Consider the following 22,161-nt stretch of genomic DNA (forward strand, 5'->3'; position numbering starts at 1 on the left):
GCCCGGCTCACCGAAGCGGCCCGGGAACTGGACGGCGCGCCCGAGGACTCCTTCACTCTCATCGGCGACCACCGGGACGTCCTGCTGACCGGCGCGGGCGACCGCGCAACGCTCTACGCGGTGTACGCGCTGCTCGAACGGCTGGGCGTGCGCTTCTTCGCCCCGGCCTTCCCCGCGTACGAAGGCCACAGCGAACACATCCCCACCGCCCGCACCCTGGCACTCCCCGCCGTCCGCCTCACCGACCGCCCCGGCTGGGAACTGCGGCGGCAGTACGCGGAGGAGGGCTTCAGCCACACCGCCGAGAGCCTGCCCCCGCTGCTCGACTGGATGGCCAAGAACCGCCTCAACACCTATGTCCACCCGGCCGATTACCTGGGCCTCGGCGTCACCACGTACGACAGCGTCCGGACCGTCGTGCGCCGCGAGGCCACCAGGCGCGGCATCCGGATCGAGACCGGCGGCCACGGCTACGACAGTTTCCTGCCTCCGGAGAAGTACCCGCAGTACTACACATCCGGCGGCCCGCTCTTCGACATCTACAACCCCGAGGCCCTCGACGCCTACATCGCCGCGGTCGTCGCCTTCCTGCGGGAGCGCCCGGAGATCACGGTCTTCGACTGCTGGCCGCCGGACGTCGGCACGTTCCAGAAGGAGATACTCGACCGGTACGGCAAAGCGGCGAACGCCGAGTCGGTGGTCGTCAACAAGCTGGCCCTGACCCTCCGTACGGAGCTGCCGGGCGTACGCGTCGAGCGCATCGCCTACAACTCCACCATCGAACCACCCGACCCGGACTACGCGTCCGACCCCGCGGTCATCGTCGACTTCGCCCCGTACAGCCGCACCTACGACGGACCGCTCGACGATCCCGCTGTGGCGGCCAACGCGCCCTTCGCCAAGGCGCTCACCGCCTGGCGGAACGGCTTCCGCGGTTCGCTGGCCATGTACGAGTACTACCGGCGCTACCGCTGGCGCAGCCAGCCCGCGCATCCCCTCGCCACCATCGCGGGCGACGTGCGCTTCGAGTCGCGCCTCGGCCTGAACGGCATCGGAATGTACAGCGAACCCGGCGACTGGATCACCTATGAGCACGTCCAGAGCCTGTTCGCGGCGCTCGCCTGGGACAACGGGCTGGACGCCGCCGGGTACACCGACGGCTACCTCCAGGCACGCTTCGGCGCCCGGGCCGCCGGAACCATGCGTGCGTACTACGACCTCACGCGCACCGACCCGGACACCGTCGGAGCAGCCGCACTGCTCGACCGGTACAGCCGGGCGGGCACGGTACTGCGGACCGCCGCAGGCCAGGCCGGTACCGCCGCCGCACGGACCGTGATCGGCCGGCTGGGCCTGGGCCTCGACGTCGCCCGCGCCGATCTGCGGATCGGACTTGCCCCGGACGGCTCGGCCGAGCTGACCGAAGCCCGGGACACCTACCGGACCCTGCTGCTGCAGAACCGGTTCAACGGGGTCGTGCTTCCCAACGTCCAGACCTGGTGGCGCCGGTACGGCACGGACACATCGATGCCCTACGACGACGCGGACATCCGCCGGGAAGTAGTGGACAACTACGCCTCCCCGGCCGCCGGGTTCGGCGCTCCCGGGCTTTTGTCCCTGGAGCGCGGGGGAGCGGCAGCCAGGCTCACGGTGGTCGGCCAGGACGTCGACTTCACCGGCCACACGGTGTGGTGGACGGCGTCGGGCCCCGACGGCATCCGGCTGACCCCGCCGAGCGGCACCCTGCGCGTCAGCGGCACCAGGAGCGCCTCGCACCGGGTGGCAGTCAGCGCCACGGCGGCCGCCGCCGCGGGAAGCGGGCGGATCACCCTGGAGTTCCGGCTCGCGGACGGCACCCGGCTCACACCGGCCCACGTGGATCTCACCGTCGAGTGAGACCCGGGTGACAGCCGGACGGGAGAGGTGGCCGCACCGCCACACCAGGTGGGCTGTCAGTGGTGGCTGAGATGCTGAACCGCATGAACGGACAGACCTGGCGCCGGGTGTACGGCGCGGACCACGACGACCCCGACCCGGGCCCACGGCCGGGCCACGACTACCGTGAACTGGTGGGCGGACCGCTCGACGGCCTGCTGCTCGACGTCACCGGATGGCCGGGCCCACGCCTCGCGGAGGGGGCGGCCCTCGCCACGGAGATCGGCTCCCACGGCCCCGGCGGCCACGCGCGCTACGGCCCGCGGGCCGCCGGGGCACTCCTGTGGGACTGGCAGGGCGACACCCCGTGAACAGGCACCCGGCATGCCCTGACGCGGCAGCTGCAAACGGCTACGCCGTCGCTGAGGGCTGCCGTAGGCTGGGCAGTCATGCACCTTCTTGTTCTCGGCGGGACATCGTTCGTTGGCCGCGCCATCGTGGAGGAAGCCCTCCGCCGCGGGGCCGAAGTGACCCTGTTCGGCCGGGGGAGGACCGGGGCCCACCACTTCCCTGACGTGCCCCGGCTCATCGGTGACCGTGACACGGGCGACTACGGGGCGCTGTGCGACGGCCGCTGGGACGCGGTCGTGGACGTCAGCGGATACGTCCCGCGCCACGTCGGCCAGGCCATGGAAGCCATCGGCGACCGATGCGGACGGTACCTGTTCATCTCCAGCCACGCGGTGTACCAGCGCTCGGGGGTGGGGCCAGGATCGGACGAGGACACCCCGCGCCGCCCACCGGTACGCACCGTGGACAGCGTCGAGTTGCTGGACGAGGAGACCTACGGCCCCGCCAAGGTGGCCTGCGAGGACGATGTCCTGGCCAGGTACGGCACCCGTGCGACGATCGTGCGCCCCGGAAAGGTCGCAGGTCCGCACGACCCGTCGGACACCTTCACCTACTGGGTGCGCAGGGCCGCACGCGGTGGGCGGATCGCCCTGCCCGCTGACCCGGCGCAGCCCGTGCAGGTCATCGACTCCCGAGATCTGGCCGTGCTCGTGGTGCGGCTGGTCATGGAGGGCACGCCCGGTGTGTTCCACGCGGTCGGGCCGGCCGAGCCCACCACCATCGGCAGCCTGATCGAGACCTGCGCGCGGGCCGCCGGCACCGAGGTGGAGATCGTGCCGGTCCCGGCGGAGCCCGAAACACGGATGTTCCCGCTGGTCCGTGCCAACTGGCCCACACAACAGCGTAGTTCAGCCAGAGCCCGGGCCGCCGGCCTGCCCGCGACACCGCTGGAGGCCACCGCGGCGGACGTCCTGGCCTGGGACCGCGCACGCGGTGAACCTCCCGTCCGCCGTGGCTATACGGTCGAGGAGGAGGCGGCACTGCTCGCCCGGACGGACGACGGCACCACACGGGGCCCCTCCGGTACGGCCCAGTCCGGTCCTGGGCGCTAGCGCCGGAAAACGCGTTGCCCGTGGCCCGGACAGTGCGCGAGGCTGCCGGGCATGTCCGACACCACAACCGGCGGTTCGCACGGGGTCATGGCGCTGTTCTCCCGTGGCCGTCTCACCGCGATCCCCCGCAGGCCCGCACGCCGGGAACAGCTGCTCGCCCACCTGGCGGAGACCCTGTTCGAGCGGGACCGTGAGTACACCGAGCCCCAGGTCAACGACGCGCTGCGCACCGTCCACGACGACTGCGCCGCGCTCCGCCGCTACCTCGTCGAATCGGGCCTGCTGACCCGCTCCAGGGACGGCAGCGGTTACCGGCGGGGCCGGTAACCGCTGCGCTCAGAGTCGGTCAGCCGAGCCCGACCGCGAACACATGCAGCTGCGCGTTCTTCGGCAGCGTCACGCTCCTGATCTGCTTCCCGGCCGGGAACTCGAAGGGCGCGGTGGCGTAGACGCTCGCCGCGCCGCCGGTGCCGCCCGACTGGTTGCGGTGCGCCGCGCGCGCGACGAGGGTGTTCCCGAAGACGGGATCCGAACCGCCGCCCGGCAGCGCCCAGTCACCGAACGAGAGACCGGCCGTCGCGGTGCTGCCGTCGGTGAAGGTCACCTTCGCGCTGTCCTGGTGATCCCCGTTGGTGGCCGACCCCACGAACAGCAGCCGCCTCGCGTCCTTGGCGCCGGCGGCCAGATCGAGCGTCTGGCCGGCCGCCACCACGTTGTCCGGGCGCCCCTGCGGAGCCGCGGGCCACACGAACGATGTGCCCGACGCCTCGATCCGGGCTCCGCCCTTCAGACCGGCCGCGGCAAGCGCCTGCCGCGAGTAGCTGTTGCCCGCGCCGTCGAAGTCGGCCTGCCCGTGGTCCGCGTCGTCGGACAGCCCGGTGTTGTCGTACGCGGCAGCAGGGCTGCCGTCCGCCGCCACCAGGACGATCGCGGACAGCCGTACGGAATCGCCCTTCCCGGATCCGCGTACCGTGAGCGGAACCTCGTAATAGCCCTCGGGCGTCCTCGGCCCCGCTGAGACCGTCAGGTCCACGCTCCCGGAACCGGTGGCCCGGTCCAGCTTGAGCTGCTTCGTGGTCGCGGAGACCGTCAGACCCTTCGGCGGGGCCGCGGTGACGGTCAGACCACGGTCGCCGCCGGCCAGGCGCTGTGCGTCGACGGTGACCGGGGCGCCGTCGCCACCCGGCGCCGCGGTGACCTGGTTGGGTGTCGCGTTCGCCAGGAAGGACCGCTCGCCCGTGCGGTACGACGGGGGCGCGGCCGCCGCCGACGTCGCCCAGTGGGTGTCGGGCTTCCCGGACAGGGTGAAGTCCAGCCGGCCGCCCCCGGAAACCGCAGACTTGGGCAGGTAGGTGCGCTCCCAGTCGCGTCCGTCGAGCTTCAGCTCGTGGACGTACGGAGTGTCCGTCGATGCCTTCGGGGCACGGATGTCCAGGTCACGGGCCTTGCCGGGCAGATCGAGCACCGCACGTTCGAACAGCGGGCTGTGCACGGCCAGATCGGATGTGCCCGGCGTGGCGGGATACACCCCGAGCGCGGCCCACACGTACCAGGAGGACTGGGCGCCCAGATCGTCATTGCCAGGCTCGCCGTCCGGCGTGGGGCTGAACAGGGTGGTGGCCACATCCCGTACGGCCTTCTGCGCCTTCCACGGCTGACCGAGGTAGTCGTAGACCCACGGCACCCCGAAGTCGATCTCGTTGCCCGCCCACATGTACGGCTCGTTGGGGCCGGCGTTGAGCTTCGAGAAGAACGTGTCCAGGCGCTGGGACGCGGCGTCACGGCCGCCCATCGCGGTGATCAGGCCCGCGGTGTTCTGCGGCACGAGCCAGTTGTACTGGGCGGCGTTGCCCTCGTCGAAACCGTCCTGGCCGAACTTGCCCTCCGGCGGCGGCTGGAAGCCGGGACCGTCAGGAAAGCGGCCGTCCTCACCGCGCGGCTGGAGGTAGTCGGTTGCCGGGTTGAGGATGTTCTGCCAGTTCTGGCTGCGGAGGGTGAACGTCCGGGCGGTCTTCCTGTCCCCGGCCGCGGTCGCGAGCTGTGCGATGGAGAAGTCGTCGATCGCCCACTCCAGCGTGACCGAGCCGCCGACGCGCTGATGGTCGCCGCGGGCGGCGTCGTTGTTCGGCGCGTAGCCGCGCTCCACGTAGTTGGCGATGTCCGGTCGCTCCTGGTAGGCGCCCGGCGTGCTGTCCACGGTCGTCGCACCCTTGACCAGGTACTTGAGCGCTGTCTTGAGGTCGAAGTCCCGGGCGCCGTACGCGTACAGATTGGCGATCAGCGCCACCGAGTTGTCGCCGGTCATCTGCCCCGTGTAGCCGTTGGCGAACGGCCAGCGCGGCCACCAGCCGCCCTGGGTGGCGTCGTTGACCAGGGACTGCGCCATGTCGCTCGCCTCCTTGGGCCAGAGCATGGCCTGGAGCGGGGCGAGCGAGCGGTAGGTGTCCCAGTCCGAGAAGTTCGCGTACTGCGTACGGCCCTTGGGCAGTTCCCGCACCTTGTTGTCGAAGCCGATGTAGCGTCCGTCCGCGTCATTGAACGTGTTCGGATGCATCAGCGAGTGGTAGAGCGAGGTGTAGAACGTCTTCAGCTGCCCGGTGTCCCGGCCCGCGACGCGGACCTTGCGCAGCGCCGACGTCCACCGCTCCCGCGTCTGCTTGCGCAGGCTGTCGAGGCTCCAGCCGGGGACCTCCGACGCCATGTTGGCCCTGGCGCCGTCCACCGAGACGTACGACATGGAGATCTTGGCGCGCACGGTGCTGGTCCCGGCGGTGCCGAAGGTCAGATAGGCGCCGGCCTTCGGCGCGTCCACCGTGTCGCTGCCCTTCGACACCGTCTTGCCGTCCCAGGTGCCGTGAGCGGTGAAGGGGCGGTCGAAGGTGATGGCGTAGTGGACGGTGTACTCGTTGCCCTTCCCGCAGAAGTTCCCGGTGGTGGCGGAGCCGGTGACCTGCCGGTCGCCGACGACACGCATATCGGCCCGCTTGTCGCCCGCGAGGCTCGCGCCGCCCTTGACCAGCACCTGTGCCGTGTCAGCTCCCTTGGGGAAGGTGAAGGCGGCGAGACCGGTCCGGGTGGAGGCCGTCAGCTCGGCGCGCACCTTGGAGTCGGCGAGAGTGACCGCGTAGTACCCCGGCTCGGCCTTCTCGTCGGTGTGCGAGAAGTGCTCGGTCCTGTCCCACGGGGCCGCGCCGACGTCGCCCGTGACCGGCAGGATCGGCACATCCCCGAAGGCGGTGCAGCCGACCGAGGCGTGATCGACGCTGAACCCCCGCAGGGTGTCGCTGTGGTACTGGTACCCGGCGTACGAGCCGACCGTGTCGGGCGAGAACTGCATCATGCCGAACGGGGTGGCGGGACCGGGGAAGTTGTTGATCTCGCCCACGGTTGAGCCGCCGCTCCCGGTGCCGATCAGCGGGTCCACATAGTCCGCCGGGTCGTCGACGAGCTGTGCTCCCGGTGGGGCGGAGCCGTTGGACAACGTTGTCAAAGCGGCTGAAGCCGGAGCTGCTGTTCCGGCGAACAGCAGCGCCGCGACCGCGGCGACTGCGCCGCGAGTCTTCCAACGTCTCACGTGTACCTCCTGGGAAAGGGGTGCGGGCCGGGCCCACCACACACTCAGGTAGCTGACCGTGTGCGGTCAAGAGGGCGGGGGAGACGAACACGGCCGCGTCGGGGCCGCGTTCGCGCAGCTGCCGAAGGGGGTACGACGCCCTGTCGGCCACCGGCCGAGGCCGAGAGCCGGCTGTGCGGGCCGACCGGAGCGACCGGACGCGGTAGTGATCGCCCCCGGAAATCCCGACGGCCGCGGGACCACCCGGTCCTGGGCCGGTCAGGGGCTGTGGGACCAGAGGGGAGCGGGGCATCTGCCGCTGCCCCGCCTGCTTCAGGCGTTGGTGAACGCTGGTCTTGTGCTGGAGGAGTTCGCCCAGTACGGGACGCCCACCCCCGTCGTAGTGGGTGTCAGAGCGCGCAGGCCGCGTGAGCGCCGTCAGTCGCCGGCCGGGCCGGACCAGGAACAGCGCAGGGCGGCGGTGACGAAACCGGGTCCGAATGCCACCGCGACGCCCGACTCGCCCGCCGCGGGCGGGGCCGAGTGCAACTTGTCGAGGACGGCGAGCACGCTGATCCCGCCCAGATTCCCCGTCTCGGCGAGCACGGCCCGCGAATGCCGGGTGTGTTCCTCGGTGAGCCCGAGACTCTTCGCGACATCGGTGATGATGCCGGGGCTCCCCGGATGGATGACGGCCCAGTCCGGCACCTTGTGGTCCAGCCAGTCGAGCACGTACGGCATCGAATCCAGCGCGCCCTTCTGCCCCGCCTTCGTACTGTCGAAGTGGAGTCCGGTGGTGTCGAGTTTCCCGCTGTACAGGTCCTCCGTATCGGGCAGCAGAAGTTCGAAGGTGTTCGCGCTCACCGGATCCTCGATGCGGATTCCCGGTGTGCCGGGAGCGGTCGTGGAGACGATGCAGGCGCCCGCGGAATCCCCGAACAGCGCCTTGTAGATCATGGACTGCATCGTGGTGTCGTGGTGGTTGTAGACGGAGCTGATCACCTCGGACACCACCACCAGGACCTTCGAACCCGGCTCCAGAGCGGCCAGTTGCACCGCCCGGACGAGCGCCTGTATACCGCCGGCGCAGGCCACCGTGGTCATCGCGATGCGCCTGGTCCGCATCGGAAGTCCGAGTGCGTTGCTGAGCCGCACATCGTGGCCCGGGATGCCCCAGGTGGTGGCGTGCGAGGTGACGATGGCGCCGATCTCCGACGGCTGGACGCCCGCCTGCGCCATGGCCTGTCGCGCGGCCTGCTCGCCCATCCGTACGGAGTGGCCGAAGCCGGACCCGACCCGCTCCGTGATGTCCGCGTCCCCCGAGATGGCCGGTGAGTCGAGAGGGGACACGAAGTACCGCTTGTCCACCTGGAGGTTGCCGATCACCCGCTCGTACACCTTCAGTCGCGGGTCGTCCGGGTGGTTCCGTGCGATGTCGTCGATGATTTCGCGTGTGCTGACCTCGAACTGAGGCAGAACGATCGCGGGACGGCTGACGTAGGCGGGCATGGGCAACTCCCATTTGTGCTCGATTACATGTACGAACAACGTACGCCAGTGCGATACATCTTTCACGAAAGTTACGCAGTCTGATCACCAGTGAAGTGACGGGTTGAACTGGTGTGATCCTCCATCAGGGAAGCGTTCAACCAATTGAGTTGTGCGCCGCGCTCAGATCGGCATTCCTGCGGTGCTCGCCGGGCGGGCCGGACTGGAACGAAAGCAGGATCAGCCGGGACCCGACCGACGTGACCGGCTCCGCCGCGCAGACGTTGACTATCCCCTCGCCCAGCCGTGGGTGCCACAGCGGACGTTGAGCGCCGTCCGGAAAGGGCATCGCCAGAAAGGGAGTTGCCTCGTACAGCGGCCCCGCCACCGGATCGCGCAGCACGCATTCCTCGATACGCGCCAAGTCCTTGTTGTCCGGGCGCTCCTGGGTGGCCCGCCGCAACTGGCCGAAGACGAAAGGTGCCCAGCTGCGCTCCCAGTCCAGCAGCACGGAGCGGCGTTCCGGACTGACCGCCATGAACATCAGCGCGTTCTGCGGAGCCTCCCCTCCCGGAAACAGCTCCTTGTACTCCTGGTTGCACGTGATCAGGTTCCAGGCGGAGTCGACCAGATAGGCCATGACGCCGTGGATCAGCTCGACGGCCTTCCACGCCCCGGGGACTTCCATCCCCGATGTGTTGTGGAGCGGGGCGGGGACTTCACGCCGCGTCAGCCAGTAGAGCGTCGTCCACTCCTGCTCGGTCATCCTCAGTAACCGGGCGAGGTCGCCGAGATACGTCGGATTGGGCCGGTGTTCCGGCCCGTTGATGAGCCGCCCGTAGGTGCCGCGGGCCCGGTGTGTGAGGGTGTCGATCTGTTCCTGGCTCAGGCCGTTGACCGGCCGGCCGGCTCCGCTCCGCTCCGTATAGCCCACCGATTCGGGCGCGATGGCCGCCCGGCGGCTCTCCAGCAACGTGCGCAGCGCTGCCGCATCCTGGGTCGAGAGTGTCACATTTCCCCCGTAACTGCCCGCCTGTCGGCGGGTCCACAATTATCTGCAGTTCTTTTGCGTGGAAAGACCGCCTGCCGGCCGCGAGACTCTGTCCTGTCGCAGGTGAACAATGCAGAGTGTCTGCTGCATTCGCGAAAGGTAGGGGACTTGCAATGCCATCCCAGCGGTCCGTGCTCATCGTTGATGGTCACAGTGAGGTAAGCCAGGGGATCACCACGGCGCTGCAAGAGTGCGGTGACAGCGTCGCCGCGATGTACTCCGGCCCGCAGGCACCCGTCGGCCCGGACCTCACCGTGGCATGCGATGTGACGGACGAGTCGCAGATCGACGGGGCGCTCGCTCTCGTGGAGGAGCGGCACGGGCCCGTCGGCATCGTCATCGCCTCCATCGACCTCTCGTGCGATCTGATGCTGAGGGACGACCGGTTCGTCTCCGTCGCCGACAACCGCATCATCGGTACCTTCCGGCTGATCCGCAGGGTCGTACCCGCCCTCAGGCAGAGCGGGCAGGGGCGCATCATCTTCCTCTGCACATCCGCCCAGGACGGCCTCTCCGCCCGGCAGTTCGGCAGTACGTCCGAGGCGGCGCTGCGCGGATTCGTCAGCCGGATGGCCCGCGACGAGGCTTTTCACGGCATCACCTGCAACGTCGTCACTCTCAACTCACCCCTGGGTCAACGTGTTTCGGTCCGCGACAGCGTGCACCCGGCATCCGCCTGGCGGACACGGGTCGACGCATCGCTGGTGGCCGCGGCTGCCAAGAACGTCAAACTGCTCGCCTCGCCCGACGCCGACGGGGTCAACGGCGAATACATCGGAGTGGAAAGCCGTCTGCTCATGGTCTCCTGACTTCCTTCCCACCCGGCGTCGTCTCTGCGAACGGCGCCGGCGTTCCGGCCCGGCACTCGCCGGTGAGCCGGGAAACCGCAGCGGCGCCACCGTGTTCAGGTCACGGTGGCGCCGCTGTCCGGGGAGAGCGCCCGGGCGAACTGCTGTGACGGGGATTCGCGTCAGGCGCTCTGAGGGGTGACGGTTCGAAGGGTCTCGGCCGATATGTCTTCGTGATCGCCCTGCTGAAGATTCACGAAGATCATTCCGTATCGTATGACGCACCGGACTGGCTGCGGCGCGCCACGTGGTCGTCGCAGACACCGGTATGCCTCGAGTTCTCCGTCGGAGGCGTTGCGGCAGACGACGACGGGCTCGCCCAGGATGGTCACCATAAGGGAATCGCCTGGCTCGGGCAGTGCGCTGAGCAAGTCGATGAGATGCCATCCAGACCTGTGGGCCACGGCCATCTCACGCCGGAACCTCCGGTCATCCGGGGGGGTTGTCATGGTCGAGACGCTATGGGCGTGGATATGTCGTTGTCGAGATCTCAGAGGCGCCAAGCAGGGTGAACGAATAGTTTCGGACACAGCTTGGGCAAAAATCGATGGTGTGGATCGGACGTCTCGCCGCGCACCCGCTGATTTCGAAAAAGTCCAGGCGAACCCAGATTTTTCCGCCCGGAATTCCACGACGGCCCGTCAGTGAACCCGGCCCGCCGGCGTCGTTCTCGACGGATGCCGCGGCGGTGGCCGCGGACTCGGCGCGGCCCGGTCGTTCCCGGCCGGCGCGCATTCCCGCAGGACAGGGCTCTGCCCGCGAGCACCGGCCGAACACAGAGTTGGCCCGTCGATCACCCGGTGTCCTCCAGAGGGATACCCAGGAGGGGATACGACGCTGAATGATCGGACGTGTTCGAAAGCCCCTTGTTGCCAACAGAAGGTTGCAGCCACATGGCCACGTTCGATCGTCGGCGTTTCCTCCAGGCGGGCGGCGCGACCGCCGCATCGGCCGCCGCACTCTCCGTCTTCCCGCCCGCGATAGGCAAGGCCATGGCCATGCCCGCCCTTTCCCGCACCCGGTCCATCAAGGACGTCGACCATGTGGTGATCCTGATGCAGGAGAACCGCTCGTTCGACCATTACTTCGGCGGTCTGCGCGGGGTACGCGGCTTCGCCGATCCACGCCCGGCGCTGCTGCCCGACGGCAGACCCGTATGGAACCAGCCGGCCGCGGCGACGCACACCGCGCGCTACGACGCGCGCGGCCTGCCGGACACCGCGACCGAGGTACTGCCCTGGTACATCGACCCCAGGAACACCACGGAGTACCAGGCGGGCACCGACCACGGCTGGAGCAGCGGGCACCTGTCCTGGAACCAGGGCCGCCACGACCAGTGGGTGAACCAGAAGCAGGACACCCTGACCATGGGCCACCTCAAGCGGCAGGACCTGAGCTACCACTACGCCCTGGCCGAGGCGTTCACCATCTGTGACTCCTACTTCTGCTCGGTGCACGCCGACACCGCTCCGAACCGGATCTACCTGTGGAGCGGGACCTGTGACCCGCGCAATGTGTACGGGCGCCGGCCCAACGGCCCCGGCCTGAGCGAGCGCAACGAGACCAACGGCTACACCTGGACCACGTACCCGGAACGGCTGGAGGCCGCGAAGGTCAGCTGGAAGCTGTACCAGGGCGGCACGGGCGAGCCGGGCAGCCCCACGGACAACTACACCGACAACTCACTGATGTTCTTCGAGCAGTACCAGGTGGCCGAGGGTGCCACCGGACCCCTGGTGGAGAAGGGGGCGTCGGACCACACCCTCAAGGAGCTGCGCGACGACGTGGAGCACGGCACCCTGCCCCAGGTGTCCTGGATCGTGCCGCCCTACAAGTACTCCGAGCACCCGTCCGCATCGCCGACCGACGGCGCCGCGTACATCAACCTGGTCCTCGAGGCGCTCACCGCCAACCCCGAGGTCTGGGGCCGCACGGTCTTCATCGTCAACTACGACGAGAACGACGGCCTCTTCGACCATGTCGTGCCGCCCATGCCGCCGGTCACCAGCGCCGCGGGCGCCCAGGGCATGGTCTCCCGCGATCTGGTGCGCAGCCTCGGTGACGAGATCCTCGACCTCGGCAGATACCCGGGGGAGATGAGCCCGCTGGTCCCCGGCGCCGACCCGGGCGGCCTCCAGCCGATCGGCCTGGGCCCGCGGGTGCCGATGCTGGTCGTCTCGCCCTGGTCGCGCGGCGGCTGGGTCTGTTCGGAGACCTTCGACCACACATCGGTCCTGCGGTTCCTGGAAGCCAGGTTCGGGATCCACGAGCCGAACATCAGCGCCTGGCGCCGCTCCGTCTGCGGCGATCTCACCTCGGCGCTCGACTTCTCCGGCGCCGACCCCGCGCCCGTCTCCCTGCCGGTCCCCGCGCCGATCGTCTCCTCGGGCAAGCCGTACCAGGTGCCGCTGGACCAGCGGATGCCCGAGCAGGAACCGGGTGTCCGCCGGGCCCGCGCCCTGCCGTACGACGTGCGGGTCAACGAGGGCGACGCGCACCGGGGCAGGTTCCAGCTGGAGTTCGCCAACCACGGCCGGGCCGGTGCCGCGTTCTACGTCCACGACCGCAAGCAGCCGCAGGCGGCGCCGCGCCGGTACACCGTCTCCGCCCGGGACACCCTGAGTGACCACTGGCCGACGGCCGCCACCGGCGGCGCGTACCAGCTCGCCGCCTACGGCCCCAACGGCACGGTCTGTGAGTTCGCGGGGTCGTCCGACGACGCCCTGCGCGCCACGTTCACGCACCAGGGCGGCGAGCGGGTCCGGATCAGGATCGCCAACCGCGGCCGGACCGCGCGTACGGTCCGGGTGGCCGACGCCTACGCGCGGGGGAGCGGCACATCGCACCGGCTGCGTGCCGGTGCCTCCACCGATGTCACCCTGCCGGTCCGTGAGCACTCCGGCTGGTACGACATCTCGGTCACCGAAGCGGGACACCAGGACGGCGTATTCCGCCGGCGCTGGTCGGGACACCTGGAGAACGGCCGTCCCAGCACCAGTGACCCGGGCCCGCACCGCGCCTGACCGGCCGGCGTCCGGAGCGTCCGGGGTGGCCGGCCGGCGGTGGTCACCCCGGACGGATCACCCCGGGGGGTTCCCCTGGAGCGCGCGGACCAGGCCCGTCTCGGCGTCCCCCGTCAGGCTGCGGCGGTAGGCCCGGTCATAGGCCGGATCCCCGGCCGCCTCGCGGGCCCGGCGTTCCCAGACCTCACGGATCTCGCCCAGCTCCGGGGTGCCGCGGCGCGGGTGGCCGATCATGAGCCAGTAGACATGCCCCGTACCCGAAGTGCGCGCGGCTTCCACGCCGTCGCCCCGCGCGGCGATCGCCCCGGCGAGCAGATCGAGGCCGAGGGCGATCCCGAGACTGTCGTGCAGCTGGTGCTTGCCCGACAGCATCGAGCGCGCGTGGATCTCCGCCTCCTGCGGTCTGCCCTGCAGCAGATGTATCAGGGCGAGCTGGTGGTCGGCGTAGGAACGGGCCCAGTACTCGCCGTAGCGCAGGCTCAGCTGCTGCAGGTCCGTGGCGTCCTCGTACGCCTCGTCCAGGCGGCCGAGGGCGGAGAGCGCGAAGACCCTTATCACCCGGCACCGCAGCTGCGACGGGGCGTCCAGCGGGTCGCCCGGCAGGCTGCGCAGCGCATGGTCGCTGACGTCGTGCGCGGTCTGCGGGCGCCCCATCATCAGGTAGTTGAAGCTGACGGCGTGGGCCGCGGAGAGTATCGACTCCGTGTCGCGGTCGTGCCAGGCGGCGACGCTGCACCGCTCGCCGAGGCCGCGGGCGCTCTCGTGGTCACCCTGCAGTGTGAGGGTGATTCCCAGGGCCCACAGGGCGCGGGTGCGGTGCGGGCCCCTGCTGGTCTCCAGGGCGAGAGCCCGCTCCAGGAAGTCGCGGGCCCGCTGCAGATGACCGCAGCAGCTCCAGAAGAGCCCGGTGCACCCGGCCATTTCCACGGCCCGCTCCGGGTCCTCGCTGATGAGGTGGTCGAGCGCGGCGCAGAGATCGGCGTCGGCGTCGGCGATCCTGCGGTACCAGTCGACCTGCCGCGGGCCGAGCCATCCGCTGTGGGCGCTGCTCGCCAAGGCGGCGAAGTGCGCTCCGTGCCGGCTTGCGAGCGCCCGCCGCTCGCCCAGTTCACCGAGCCACATCGCGCCGTACTCGCGCAGGGTGTCGAGCATCCGGTACCGGGCGCCGTCCCGTTGCAGTACCGACTGGTCGGCCAGCCGCTCCAGCAGCGCCGGAATGCCGTCGGCGGTGAGCGGCCCGCCCGAGCACACGGCCTGTGCGTCGGCCGCGTCGACGGCGCCGGGAAAGACGGAGAGCCGCGCCCACAGCAGCCGTTCGGCGGGGGCGCACAGTTCATGGCTCCAGCCGATGGCGGTACGCAGTGCCCGGTGCCGCTGCGGCCACACCGGGGCGTCGGGGGTGCTGAGAAAGTCGAGCCGGGAGCTGAGCCGTTCGGAGATCAGGTCGATGCTGTGGTCCGCCAGCCGGGCGCACGCGAGCTCGACGGCCAGCGGAATGCCCTCCAGACGGCGGCAGATGTCCCCTGCCGCCGCCGCGGCGTCCGGTGAGTCGAGCGAGAGGCCCGGCGCGGCCACGGATGCCCGGTCCCGGAAGAGCCGCATGGCGTCCTCGCCGTCGCCGTCGGCGCCGAGTGGCGGCACGTCGAGCAGGTACTCCCCGGGAACCCCGAGCGGCTCCCGGCTGGTGGCCAGCACGGCGAGCCCCGGAGCCGCGCCGAGCAGCGCGCCCACGAGATGGCTGCTCGCTGCGAGCACCCGCTCGCAGCAGTCGAGCACCAGCAGCAGATTGCGGTCGGCCAGCCGTCCGCACAGGGCCTCCACCGGGCGGGCCAGATCGTGGTCGAGGAGGCCCACGGCGTCGGAGACCGTGCCGATCAGCAGCCGGTCGTCGTAGAGGTGGGACAGGTCGGCCCACCACACTCCGTCGGCGTACCGCCCGCCGGCCCGCTCGGCGGCGCGCAGCGCCAGCCGGCTCTTGCCGACGCCGCCACCGCCCGTCAGAGTGACCAGCCGGTGCTTCTCGAGTGCCCGTGCCGCACCACGCAGTTCGCCGGTTCTGCCGACGAAACTGGTCGTGACGACGGGAAGGTTTCCCACCACGCGTACATCTTGGACCCGGGGCGATCCCTGGCCGATACGCGCGACGAGGAACGGCCAGAATTGGCCGATTGTGAATCGTGAACAATCAGATGATGAAACGGAGTTGGCCTGATCTGTCGCCATCGGCTCCCGGTTTGCACCGGCCACCGGCGCAGTGGACTATGCCCTTCCGCGCCGGGGAACCACTGCGCCCAGGTCCTTGCCCGGTTCGGGCCGTCCCGCCGGCGGGCGTCAGGGGTCCGGGCCGGCGGGACGGCGGCTCATGCCGTCGTCAGCTCACTGGCCCATGACGTACTTGACGGTCGGCCCGGTGGTCCAGCCACCGTCCACCGCGAGCTCGGCCCCGGTGACGTACGACGCCGCGTCGGAGAGCAGGAACACCACGGCGCCCGCGATCTCCGGCGGCTCGCCGACCCGGCCCATCGGGGTGTTCGGGTAGTTCCCCTCACCCTTCTGGATGCCGATCGACGCGGTCATCGGGGTGTATGTCATCCCGGGGTGCACCGAGTTGATGCGGATCCGCTCGGTACCCAGCTCCACCGCCCCGATCTTCGTCAGTCCGCGTACGCCCCACTTGGACGCGCCGTAGCCGCCGGTGCGCGCCAGGCCCATCAGGCCCGCGGCCGACGAGATGTTGACGATCGAGCCGCTGCCCCTCTCCTTCATCGCGGGGATGACGGACTTCATGCCGATGAAGACCCCGGTGAGGTTGATGTCGAGCACCCGGCGGAAGTTCTCCACCGACTCGGTCTCCAGATAGGAGCCGGTGGATATACCGGCGTTGTTGACCAGTCCGTCGACGCCGCCGAACTCGGCGACCGCGAACGCGACGACCCGCGCCCAGTCGTCCTCGGACGTGACGTCGTGGTGGAGGAAGCGGGCCTGCGTGCCGAGTCCGGCCGCGGTGGCCGCGCCCTCCTCGTCCAGGACGTCGGTGATCACCACCCGGGCTCCGGCGGCAACCGCCTGTCGGGCGGCCTCGGCGCCGAGGCCGCGGGCGCCGCCGGTGATGATGACGGTCTTGTCTGCGAGGTCGTTCATGACTCATTCCTTCGTTCTGCGTGGGCATCGGCTCCGTCCGGAGCCGTATGCGGTACGGGGGCGGTCAGCAGGGCGGCCGTCATCGAGACGAGGTCGGCGAGGAACAACCGCTCGCCGGTGAGGGGCTCGGCACCGGACAGGTACTGGCGGGCACGGTCCGCCATCGCGGCGCCGATCAGCGTCAGGGCCAGATCCACCCGCTCCAGCCGGACCGGCTCGGGCAGCGCTTCCAGACAGTCGGTCAGCAGGCCGATGAGCTGCCAGTAGACGGTGCCTTCGAGCGTCGGGTGCGGCACCCGGGCGCGTACTCCGCTCTCGTGGCTCAGCTGTGCGGAGACCCGCAGACAGCGCTGGCCGCGCTCGGTGCGCAACTCGGTCGCCTCCGCGGTGACCAGGGCGGTGAGCAGCCCGTCGAGATCCTGCCCGCCGTCGCCCAGCAGCTCCGTCAGGACGGCTTCGGTACGCCGCTGGCGCCCCGCCATCACGGTGTCGAGAAGCCCGGCGCGTGAACCGAAGTGATACTGCACGGCCGATGGATTGCTCTGCCCCGCCAGCCGGATGATGTCGCGCAGCTGTGCGCCGTCGACGCCCTGTGCGGCGAAGATCTCCTCAGCCGCGCGGATCAGCTTCTCCCGGGTGCCGGGCCCTGATGTCCTCGCCATGCGTTTATTCTAATGCTGGCCATTATTAATGGCGAACGAGCAGGTCAGTGCATGTGCCACGGATGTTCTGGGGTCTCTCGGGTGGCGGGCGGGTGGTGTTTCAGCCGGCGCGCCGAGGGCGTCCGAAGCGCACCGGGACGCCCGGTGAGTAGAGCACGCTGACGGGCTCGCCCGCCGGCGCGGGAAGTCCTGCCGAAGCGACGAGGTTCTCGGTGCACCCGGTCAGCTCCGCCCGGTGCAGGGGCCAGCGGGGGTGGGTGTTCGGCAGGTAGAGCGGACGGCCGAGCAGGCTCGTGTGCAGCCCCCACCGCGCGGTGACGAAGTGTTCGAGCTCGCTGGGCTCGCGGATCCGCTCGCCGACCCGGATCCCGATCCGGCTGTGCGCCTCTCGGGGCCCCGGCAGGCGACGGCGGCTGGTGTACGTGAGGGTGTCCCCGTCGCGGTCCACCGTCATCCGGGACCACACATAGGGCAGCCGGAAGACCGCCCGGCCGACGGCCACCGGAATGAGGCGGGAGGCGTCGAGCGAGCGGAACACCACACCACGCCGCCCCTGCCCGTCCACCGAGTACAGCCGCACATTGGTCTCCGGAAAGGTGCCCAGATACGGCAGGCCGGGCAGCCGCAGCCAGCCGATCCGGTGCATCCGGAAGGCGACGAGCCCCACATAGGTCACCCCGTCGATGACGTCGGGAAACGTGCCCGGCGGGAGCAGTGGTGCGACATCCGCGGGGTCGGCCGCCCAGTGCAGGAAGGCCAGATCCAGCCAGGACTGGGTGAGGAGCGGCCTGGGCTCCTCGCGGGGCGGGTCGGCCGTGACGGGCTCGGGGGCGCTCGCACCTGACTGCACGCCGCCAGCATGGCAGACGGGCAGAGCGCGGCGCCCGGAAAAGTTCTCGCGCCCCTTACGCATCCTTTACGGCCTTTCAGTCGTCTCATGTGCGAGCGGGGCTCTCAAGAGACCGCACTGAAGCGGCATTTGGAGTATTTATCTTGAACATCGGTATTCAGGGCATTCGGCGCATGTCTGTGGTCGTCGTGACGGCAGGCGCTGTGTCGACGGCCGGGGCATTCGGCGCTTCGGCCCAGGCCGCCACCCCCAAAGCGCCCACGATCGTCGCCAAGGGCGGCTTCGTGATGAACAACGGCACGGCGAAGACGCTCTTCACCAAGGCCGCGGACACCCGCCGTTCGACGGGCTCCACCACCAAGATCATGACGATCCGGGTGGTGCTGGGGCAGAAGAACCTCAACCTGGACTCCAAGGTCACGGTCCAGAAGGCGTACAGCGACTACATCGTCTCCAAGAACGCCTCGTCGGCCCGGCTGATCGTCGGTGACAAGGTCACGGTCCGGCAGCTGCTGTACGGCCTGATGCTCCCGTCCGGCTGCGACGCGGCGTACGCGCTGGCCGACAAGTACGGCAGCGGCTCCACCCGGGCCGCGCGCGTCAAGTCGTTCATCGGGAAGATGAACTCCACCGCGAAGACGCTCGGGCTGAAGAACACGCACTTCGACTCGTTCGACGGCATCGGGAGCGGCGCCAACTACTCCACCCCGCGCGACCTGACGAAGCTCGCCAGTAACGCGATGAAGTACTCCACCTTCCGTACCGTCGTGAAGACGAAGTCGACCAAGCAGAAGGTCACGACGAAGAGCGGTGGCTACCGCTACATGTCGTGGACCAACACCAACAAGCTGCTCAGCAGTTACTCGGGCACCATCGGCCTCAAGACCGGATCGGGCCCCGAGGCCAAGTACTGCCTGGTCTTCGCGGCCACCCGCAGCGGCAAGACCGTCATCGGCACGGTCCTCGCGTCCTCGTCGGAGGCGAACCGCACCGCTGACGCGAAGAAGCTGATGGACTACGGCTTCAAGAAGTAACCCTGCACATCAAGCACATCAAGCACACCGCGCACCTCACGTACACCGCGCACCTGGGGCCTGCGCGTGGCCGGTCCGGCCGCGCGCAGGCCCTGCTCGGTACGGAGCCGGCCCGGCTCAGGCACCGGCCGCGTACCGCCAGAAGTCGCGCATCAGCGGGGTCGGGGCCGGTCCCGTCATCGCCACCTGGCTGAGCAGCACGGCCACCATGCCGGTGGACGGGTCGATGTGCGCCGAGGTCCCGGTACCGCCGACCCAGCCGTACCGGCCCGGCACATTCCATGGATCGGCCTCCGTGACATCGACCGAACCGCCGAAGCCCCACCCCTGCCCCTCCAGGAAGAGCGAGCCGGCAGCGCGCTGCCCGGGCGTCAGATGGTCGGTCGTCATCAGGCGCACCGACTCGGGCGACAGCAGCCGCCGCCCGTTCGCGGCCCCTTCGGCGAGCAGCATCCGGCCGAAGGCGTGCCAGTCGTCGGCGGTCGAGACCAGCCCGCCGGCCCCGGAGGGGAAAGCGGGCAGACTGCCCCACTCATCGCCGCCGGGTGCTGGGACCGGTTCCAGGCCGTCCTGAGTGGGCTGGTAGAAGTGGGCGAGCCGGTGCCGCTCGGCCGCCGGTACCGCGAAGCCCGTGTCGGTCATGCCGAGCGGTCCGAAGAGCCGCTCGGCGAGGAAATCGGGGAATGAGCGGCCGGAGGCCCTGGCGACGAGCACCCCGAGAATGTCGGAACAGGTGTTGTACAGCCAGGCGTCGCCCGGCTGGTGCAGCAGCGGAATACGGGACAGCGCCGCCATCCACTCGTCCGGCGCCGGGACCGGATCCGGCTGCGGAGGCCCCTGCCGCAGTTCGCTGAAGAGCAGCCCGACCGCGGGCAGCGAGAAGTCGGACGGGAACCCGTACCCGGCGCGGAAGGTGAGCAGGTCCCGCACCGTGATCGCCCGGACCGCGGGCACGACATCGTCGACCGGGCCCTGCGGCGTACGCACGACGGAGGGCGCGGCCAGCTCGGGCAGCCGGTGCCGGACGGGCTCGTCGAGGGCGATACGGCCTTCGTCGACCAGCATCATCACTGCTGCCGCGGTGATGGGCTTGGTGATCGAGGCGATGCGGAACACCGAGTCCCTGGCCATCGGTGACGTACCCCCGGTGTCCGAGAATCCGGCCGTCGCGACCTCGACCCGGTCGCCCCGCGCCACCAGGGCCACCGCGCCGGGGATGGTCCCCGCGTCGACGTACGTCGTGAGAAGTGTCTGCAAGCTGGTCATCGTTCCACCTTCGTGAGCGTGCGGTCATGGAGAGGACCCTCAGCACGTCGGAAAGTCATCGGCCGGCCCTGGACCGATGAGCAGGACCGGGAGCAGACCGGGCGCAGGACCGGGAATACGTGCAGGCAGAATGGGCTTTTCGCTGGAGGAATACCGGGCTGTGCGCAGCGCCGGTGACCTGATCCGGAGTGAGGGAGTTCATGCCCAAGGCGTACGTATTCACCCGTAACGGCGGTCCCGATGCGGAGGCTCAGGCCGAGCTCGACATGCCGGTTCCGGGCCCCGGAGAGCTGCTCGTCGCCGTCCGGGCTGCCGGGGTGAATCCGGTGGACTGGAAACTCCGTACGGGATACCGCAGGCCCGGCAGCGAGGAGCCGGCGTTCCCCGAGGTCTTCGGCAGCGAGGCCGCCGGGACCGTGGTGGCGACCGGGCCGGGCGTCGAAGGGTTCGAACCGGGACAGGCCGTCTTCGGCAACCCGGTGACCGGCGGCTACGCCGAGTACACCCTGATGCCCGTCACCGTCACGGCGCACAAGCCCGACGCGCTGCCGTTCACCGAAGCCGCCGCGCTGCCGGTCGCCGGGGCCACCGCGTACGACGGCATTCAGCAGCTCGACCCGGCGCCCGGCTCGACGCTGCTGGTCAACGGCGCCGGCGGCGGTGTGGGCGTGGCTGCCGTACAGATCGCACGGCACAGCGGCGTACGGGTCATCGGCACCGCGAGCGCCGGGAAGAAGGAGTTCGTCGAGGCGCTCGGCGCCGTTCACGTCGCATCGGGGCCCGGGGTGGCTGACCGGGTACGGGCGGCGGCCCCGGACGGCGTCGACGCCGTCTTCGACCTCGTCGGCGGGGACGCGCTGGAGGAGGTGGCCGCACTGGTCGAGGACCGGACGAGGCTCATCAGCGCGGGCGGCAAGGAACTGGTGGTGGAGCTGGGCGGCGCGGCGGTCGTACGAGCCCGCAACGTGGCCGTCCTCGACGCGGTGGCACGTCTCGCTGTCGACGGCGCCCTGCGGGCCTGCGTCACCCGGACCTACCCGCTCGACCGGGCGGCCGAAGCCCTGCGCGCCGTGGAGGGCGGGCACACCCTCGGCAAGATCGTGATCGAGGTGCCCGCATGAGCATCCCGCACCCCACTGCCGCCGGGCCCCCGACTCCCGCCGGACACCCTCTGGACGACCCGGTCGGCGCCGCGCTGCTGGGCCCGCACGCCCGCTTCGCGGTCTCCCGGGGCCGAGTGCTGTGCTATCCGGCCGCCGTCGCGCCCTGGTTCGCCATGCCCGAGAGCCCCGACGCCGCGGACTGGGCCGATGTCGCCGCGCTGGCCGGCCCCGGCGGTGCCGTCACCCTCACCGCGTTCCGCGAGCCGCCGCCGGACGACTGGGAGGTCGTCTTCCACGCGCCCGGCGTCCAGCTCGTCGACGACGGTGTGGCCGCCGCGCACGACCCGGAGGCCGTACGGCTCGGACCCGACGACGTGCCCGAGATGCTCGCCCTGGTCGAACGCACCCGTCCCGGCCCCTTCCTGCCGCGCACGGTCGAACTCGGCAGCTACCTCGGCATCCGCCACGAGGGCAGACTCGTCGCGATGGCCGGTGAGCGGATGCGCCCACCCGGCTGGAGCGAGATCAGCGCGGTCTGCACGGACGCGTCGGTGCGCGGCCAGGGCCTCGGCACCCGGCTGGTGCACGCCGTCGCGCAGGAGATCAGGGACCGTGGCGAGACACCGTTCCTGCACGCCGCGGAGTCCAACACCAACGCCATCCGGCTGTACGAGTCCCTCGGGTTCCGGCTCCGCCGCCGCACGGAGTTCCTCTCGGCGCTCGTGCCGGAGCACTTCGCCGCCGACGCCGGAGCCGAGCCGGAGTCCACGGACGCGCGGACCACGGCGCCGCACTGAGGCCCAC

General features: G+C 70.3%; 18 protein-coding genes. 9 read left to right on the plus strand and 9 right to left on the minus strand.

The annotated features are described in order from the left end of the window. The 4 genes from G3I19_RS15865 to G3I19_RS15880 form a co-directional block, all read left to right on the plus strand. A partial coding sequence (locus G3I19_RS15865) for a DUF4838 domain-containing protein (protein WP_239074393.1) occupies positions 1–1,896 on the plus strand: 1,896 nt, incomplete at its 5' end. A gap of 83 nt (positions 1,897–1,979) precedes the next feature. Next, a complete protein-coding gene (locus G3I19_RS15870; protein WP_164264252.1) occupies positions 1,980–2,246 on the plus strand; it encodes a hypothetical protein in 267 nt (88 codons plus the stop codon). Between the two features lie 78 nt (positions 2,247–2,324). Beyond that, positions 2,325–3,338, plus strand: a complete 1,014-nt coding sequence (locus G3I19_RS15875) for an NAD-dependent epimerase/dehydratase family protein (protein WP_164264253.1) — start codon at positions 2,325–2,327, stop codon at positions 3,336–3,338. Positions 3,339–3,389: 51 nt separating this feature from the next. Beyond that, the gene (locus G3I19_RS15880) at positions 3,390–3,665 is read left to right on the plus strand and encodes a DUF2087 domain-containing protein (protein ID WP_164264254.1); all 276 of its coding nucleotides are present in this window, start codon (positions 3,390–3,392) and stop codon (positions 3,663–3,665) included. Between the two features lie 19 nt (positions 3,666–3,684). Here the strand turns inward: G3I19_RS15880 and G3I19_RS15885 are convergent, their stop codons facing one another. The 3 genes from G3I19_RS15885 to G3I19_RS38285 form a co-directional block, all read right to left on the minus strand. After that, positions 3,685–6,912 carry a GH92 family glycosyl hydrolase gene (locus G3I19_RS15885; RefSeq protein ID WP_164264255.1) on the minus strand — a complete coding sequence of 1,076 codons (3,228 nt, stop codon included), beginning with the start codon at positions 6,910–6,912 and terminating at the stop codon, positions 3,685–3,687. 417 nt (positions 6,913–7,329) lie between these two features. Further along, positions 7,330–8,400: a 3-oxoacyl-[acyl-carrier-protein] synthase III C-terminal domain-containing protein gene (locus G3I19_RS15890; RefSeq protein WP_164264256.1), complete on the minus strand. Its 1,071-nt coding sequence runs from the start codon at positions 8,398–8,400 to the stop codon at positions 7,330–7,332. Between the two features lie 136 nt (positions 8,401–8,536). Continuing rightward, positions 8,537–9,391 (minus strand): helix-turn-helix domain-containing protein, encoded by an 855-nt coding sequence (locus G3I19_RS38285; protein ID WP_164264257.1) that lies wholly within the window; start codon positions 9,389–9,391, stop codon positions 8,537–8,539. Positions 9,392–9,543: 152 nt separating this feature from the next. Here G3I19_RS38285 and G3I19_RS15900 point away from each other — a divergent pair, with 152 nt between their 5' ends. Further along, the gene (locus G3I19_RS15900; protein WP_164264258.1) at positions 9,544–10,239 is read left to right on the plus strand and encodes an SDR family oxidoreductase; all 696 of its coding nucleotides are present in this window, start codon (positions 9,544–9,546) and stop codon (positions 10,237–10,239) included. Positions 10,240–10,400: 161 nt separating this feature from the next. Here the strand turns inward: G3I19_RS15900 and G3I19_RS15905 are convergent, their stop codons facing one another. Continuing rightward, positions 10,401–10,727 (minus strand): (2Fe-2S)-binding protein, encoded by a 327-nt coding sequence (locus G3I19_RS15905; protein WP_164264259.1) that lies wholly within the window; start codon positions 10,725–10,727, stop codon positions 10,401–10,403. 444 nt (positions 10,728–11,171) lie between these two features. Here G3I19_RS15905 and G3I19_RS15910 point away from each other — a divergent pair, with 444 nt between their 5' ends. Beyond that, a complete protein-coding gene (locus G3I19_RS15910; protein ID WP_164264260.1) occupies positions 11,172–13,301 on the plus strand; it encodes a phospholipase C, phosphocholine-specific in 2,130 nt (709 codons plus the stop codon). Positions 13,302–13,358: 57 nt separating this feature from the next. On the opposite strand, the gene G3I19_RS15915 is transcribed toward G3I19_RS15910, so the two are convergent. The 4 genes from G3I19_RS15915 to G3I19_RS15930 form a co-directional block, all read right to left on the minus strand. Beyond that, on the minus strand, positions 13,359–15,398 hold the full coding sequence (locus tag G3I19_RS15915) for a regulator (protein WP_164264276.1): 2,040 nt from the start codon (positions 15,396–15,398) through the stop codon (positions 13,359–13,361). Positions 15,399–15,677: 279 nt separating this feature from the next. Continuing rightward, the gene (locus tag G3I19_RS15920) at positions 15,678–16,442 is read right to left on the minus strand and encodes a glucose 1-dehydrogenase (protein WP_164264261.1); all 765 of its coding nucleotides are present in this window, start codon (positions 16,440–16,442) and stop codon (positions 15,678–15,680) included. Beyond that, positions 16,439–17,104 carry a TetR family transcriptional regulator gene (locus G3I19_RS15925; protein ID WP_164264262.1) on the minus strand — a complete coding sequence of 222 codons (666 nt, stop codon included), beginning with the start codon at positions 17,102–17,104 and terminating at the stop codon, positions 16,439–16,441. Before G3I19_RS15925 ends, G3I19_RS15920 begins: the two co-directional genes overlap by 4 nt. Before the next feature lie 100 nt (positions 17,105–17,204). Continuing rightward, positions 17,205–17,954: a DUF2071 domain-containing protein gene (locus G3I19_RS15930; RefSeq protein WP_343235120.1), complete on the minus strand. Its 750-nt coding sequence runs from the start codon at positions 17,952–17,954 to the stop codon at positions 17,205–17,207. 173 nt (positions 17,955–18,127) lie between these two features. On the opposite strand from G3I19_RS15930, the gene G3I19_RS15935 reads away from it, so the two are divergent. Beyond that, positions 18,128–18,988, plus strand: a complete 861-nt coding sequence (locus G3I19_RS15935; RefSeq protein WP_164264264.1) for a D-alanyl-D-alanine carboxypeptidase — start codon at positions 18,128–18,130, stop codon at positions 18,986–18,988. A gap of 117 nt (positions 18,989–19,105) precedes the next feature. Here the strand turns inward: G3I19_RS15935 and G3I19_RS15940 are convergent, their stop codons facing one another. Beyond that, a complete protein-coding gene (locus G3I19_RS15940; protein WP_164264265.1) occupies positions 19,106–20,254 on the minus strand; it encodes a serine hydrolase domain-containing protein in 1,149 nt (382 codons plus the stop codon). Between the two features lie 200 nt (positions 20,255–20,454). Here G3I19_RS15940 and G3I19_RS15945 point away from each other — a divergent pair, with 200 nt between their 5' ends. Both G3I19_RS15945 and G3I19_RS15950 read left to right on the plus strand, forming a co-directional pair. Next, complete coding sequence (locus G3I19_RS15945) at positions 20,455–21,375, plus strand: NADP-dependent oxidoreductase (RefSeq protein ID WP_164264266.1); 921 nt, start codon at positions 20,455–20,457, stop codon at positions 21,373–21,375. Further along, positions 21,372–22,154: a GNAT family N-acetyltransferase gene (locus G3I19_RS15950; protein WP_164264267.1), complete on the plus strand. Its 783-nt coding sequence runs from the start codon at positions 21,372–21,374 to the stop codon at positions 22,152–22,154. The genes G3I19_RS15945 and G3I19_RS15950 overlap by 4 nt, the downstream gene beginning before the upstream one ends. Positions 22,155–22,161: the final 7 nt, after the last annotated feature.

The organism is Streptomyces sp. SID10853 (assembly GCF_010548145.1).
Classification (GTDB): Bacteria; Actinomycetota; Actinomycetes; order Streptomycetales; family Streptomycetaceae; genus Streptomyces.

Coding starts and splice junctions, on each gene's coding strand:
- G3I19_RS15870 (WP_164264252.1), top strand. CDS start 1,980: ATGAACGGACAGACCTGGCGCCGGGTGTACGGCGCGGACCACGACGAC.
- G3I19_RS15875 (WP_164264253.1), top strand. CDS start 2,325: ATGCACCTTCTTGTTCTCGGCGGGACATCGTTCGTTGGCCGCGCCATC.
- G3I19_RS15880 (WP_164264254.1), top strand. CDS start 3,390: ATGTCCGACACCACAACCGGCGGTTCGCACGGGGTCATGGCGCTGTTC.
- G3I19_RS15890 (WP_164264256.1), bottom strand. CDS start 8,400: ATGCCCGCCTACGTCAGCCGTCCCGCGATCGTTCTGCCTCAGTTCGAG.
- G3I19_RS15900 (WP_164264258.1), top strand. CDS start 9,544: ATGCCATCCCAGCGGTCCGTGCTCATCGTTGATGGTCACAGTGAGGTA.
- G3I19_RS15905 (WP_164264259.1), bottom strand. CDS start 10,727: ATGACAACCCCCCCGGATGACCGGAGGTTCCGGCGTGAGATGGCCGTG.
- G3I19_RS15910 (WP_164264260.1), top strand. CDS start 11,172: ATGGCCACGTTCGATCGTCGGCGTTTCCTCCAGGCGGGCGGCGCGACC.
- G3I19_RS15920 (WP_164264261.1), bottom strand. CDS start 16,442: ATGAACGACCTCGCAGACAAGACCGTCATCATCACCGGCGGCGCCCGC.
- G3I19_RS15925 (WP_164264262.1), bottom strand. CDS start 17,104: ATGGCGAGGACATCAGGGCCCGGCACCCGGGAGAAGCTGATCCGCGCG.
- G3I19_RS15935 (WP_164264264.1), top strand. CDS start 18,128: ATGTCTGTGGTCGTCGTGACGGCAGGCGCTGTGTCGACGGCCGGGGCA.
- G3I19_RS15940 (WP_164264265.1), bottom strand. CDS start 20,254: ATGACCAGCTTGCAGACACTTCTCACGACGTACGTCGACGCGGGGACC.
- G3I19_RS15945 (WP_164264266.1), top strand. CDS start 20,455: ATGCCCAAGGCGTACGTATTCACCCGTAACGGCGGTCCCGATGCGGAG.
- G3I19_RS15950 (WP_164264267.1), top strand. CDS start 21,372: ATGAGCATCCCGCACCCCACTGCCGCCGGGCCCCCGACTCCCGCCGGA.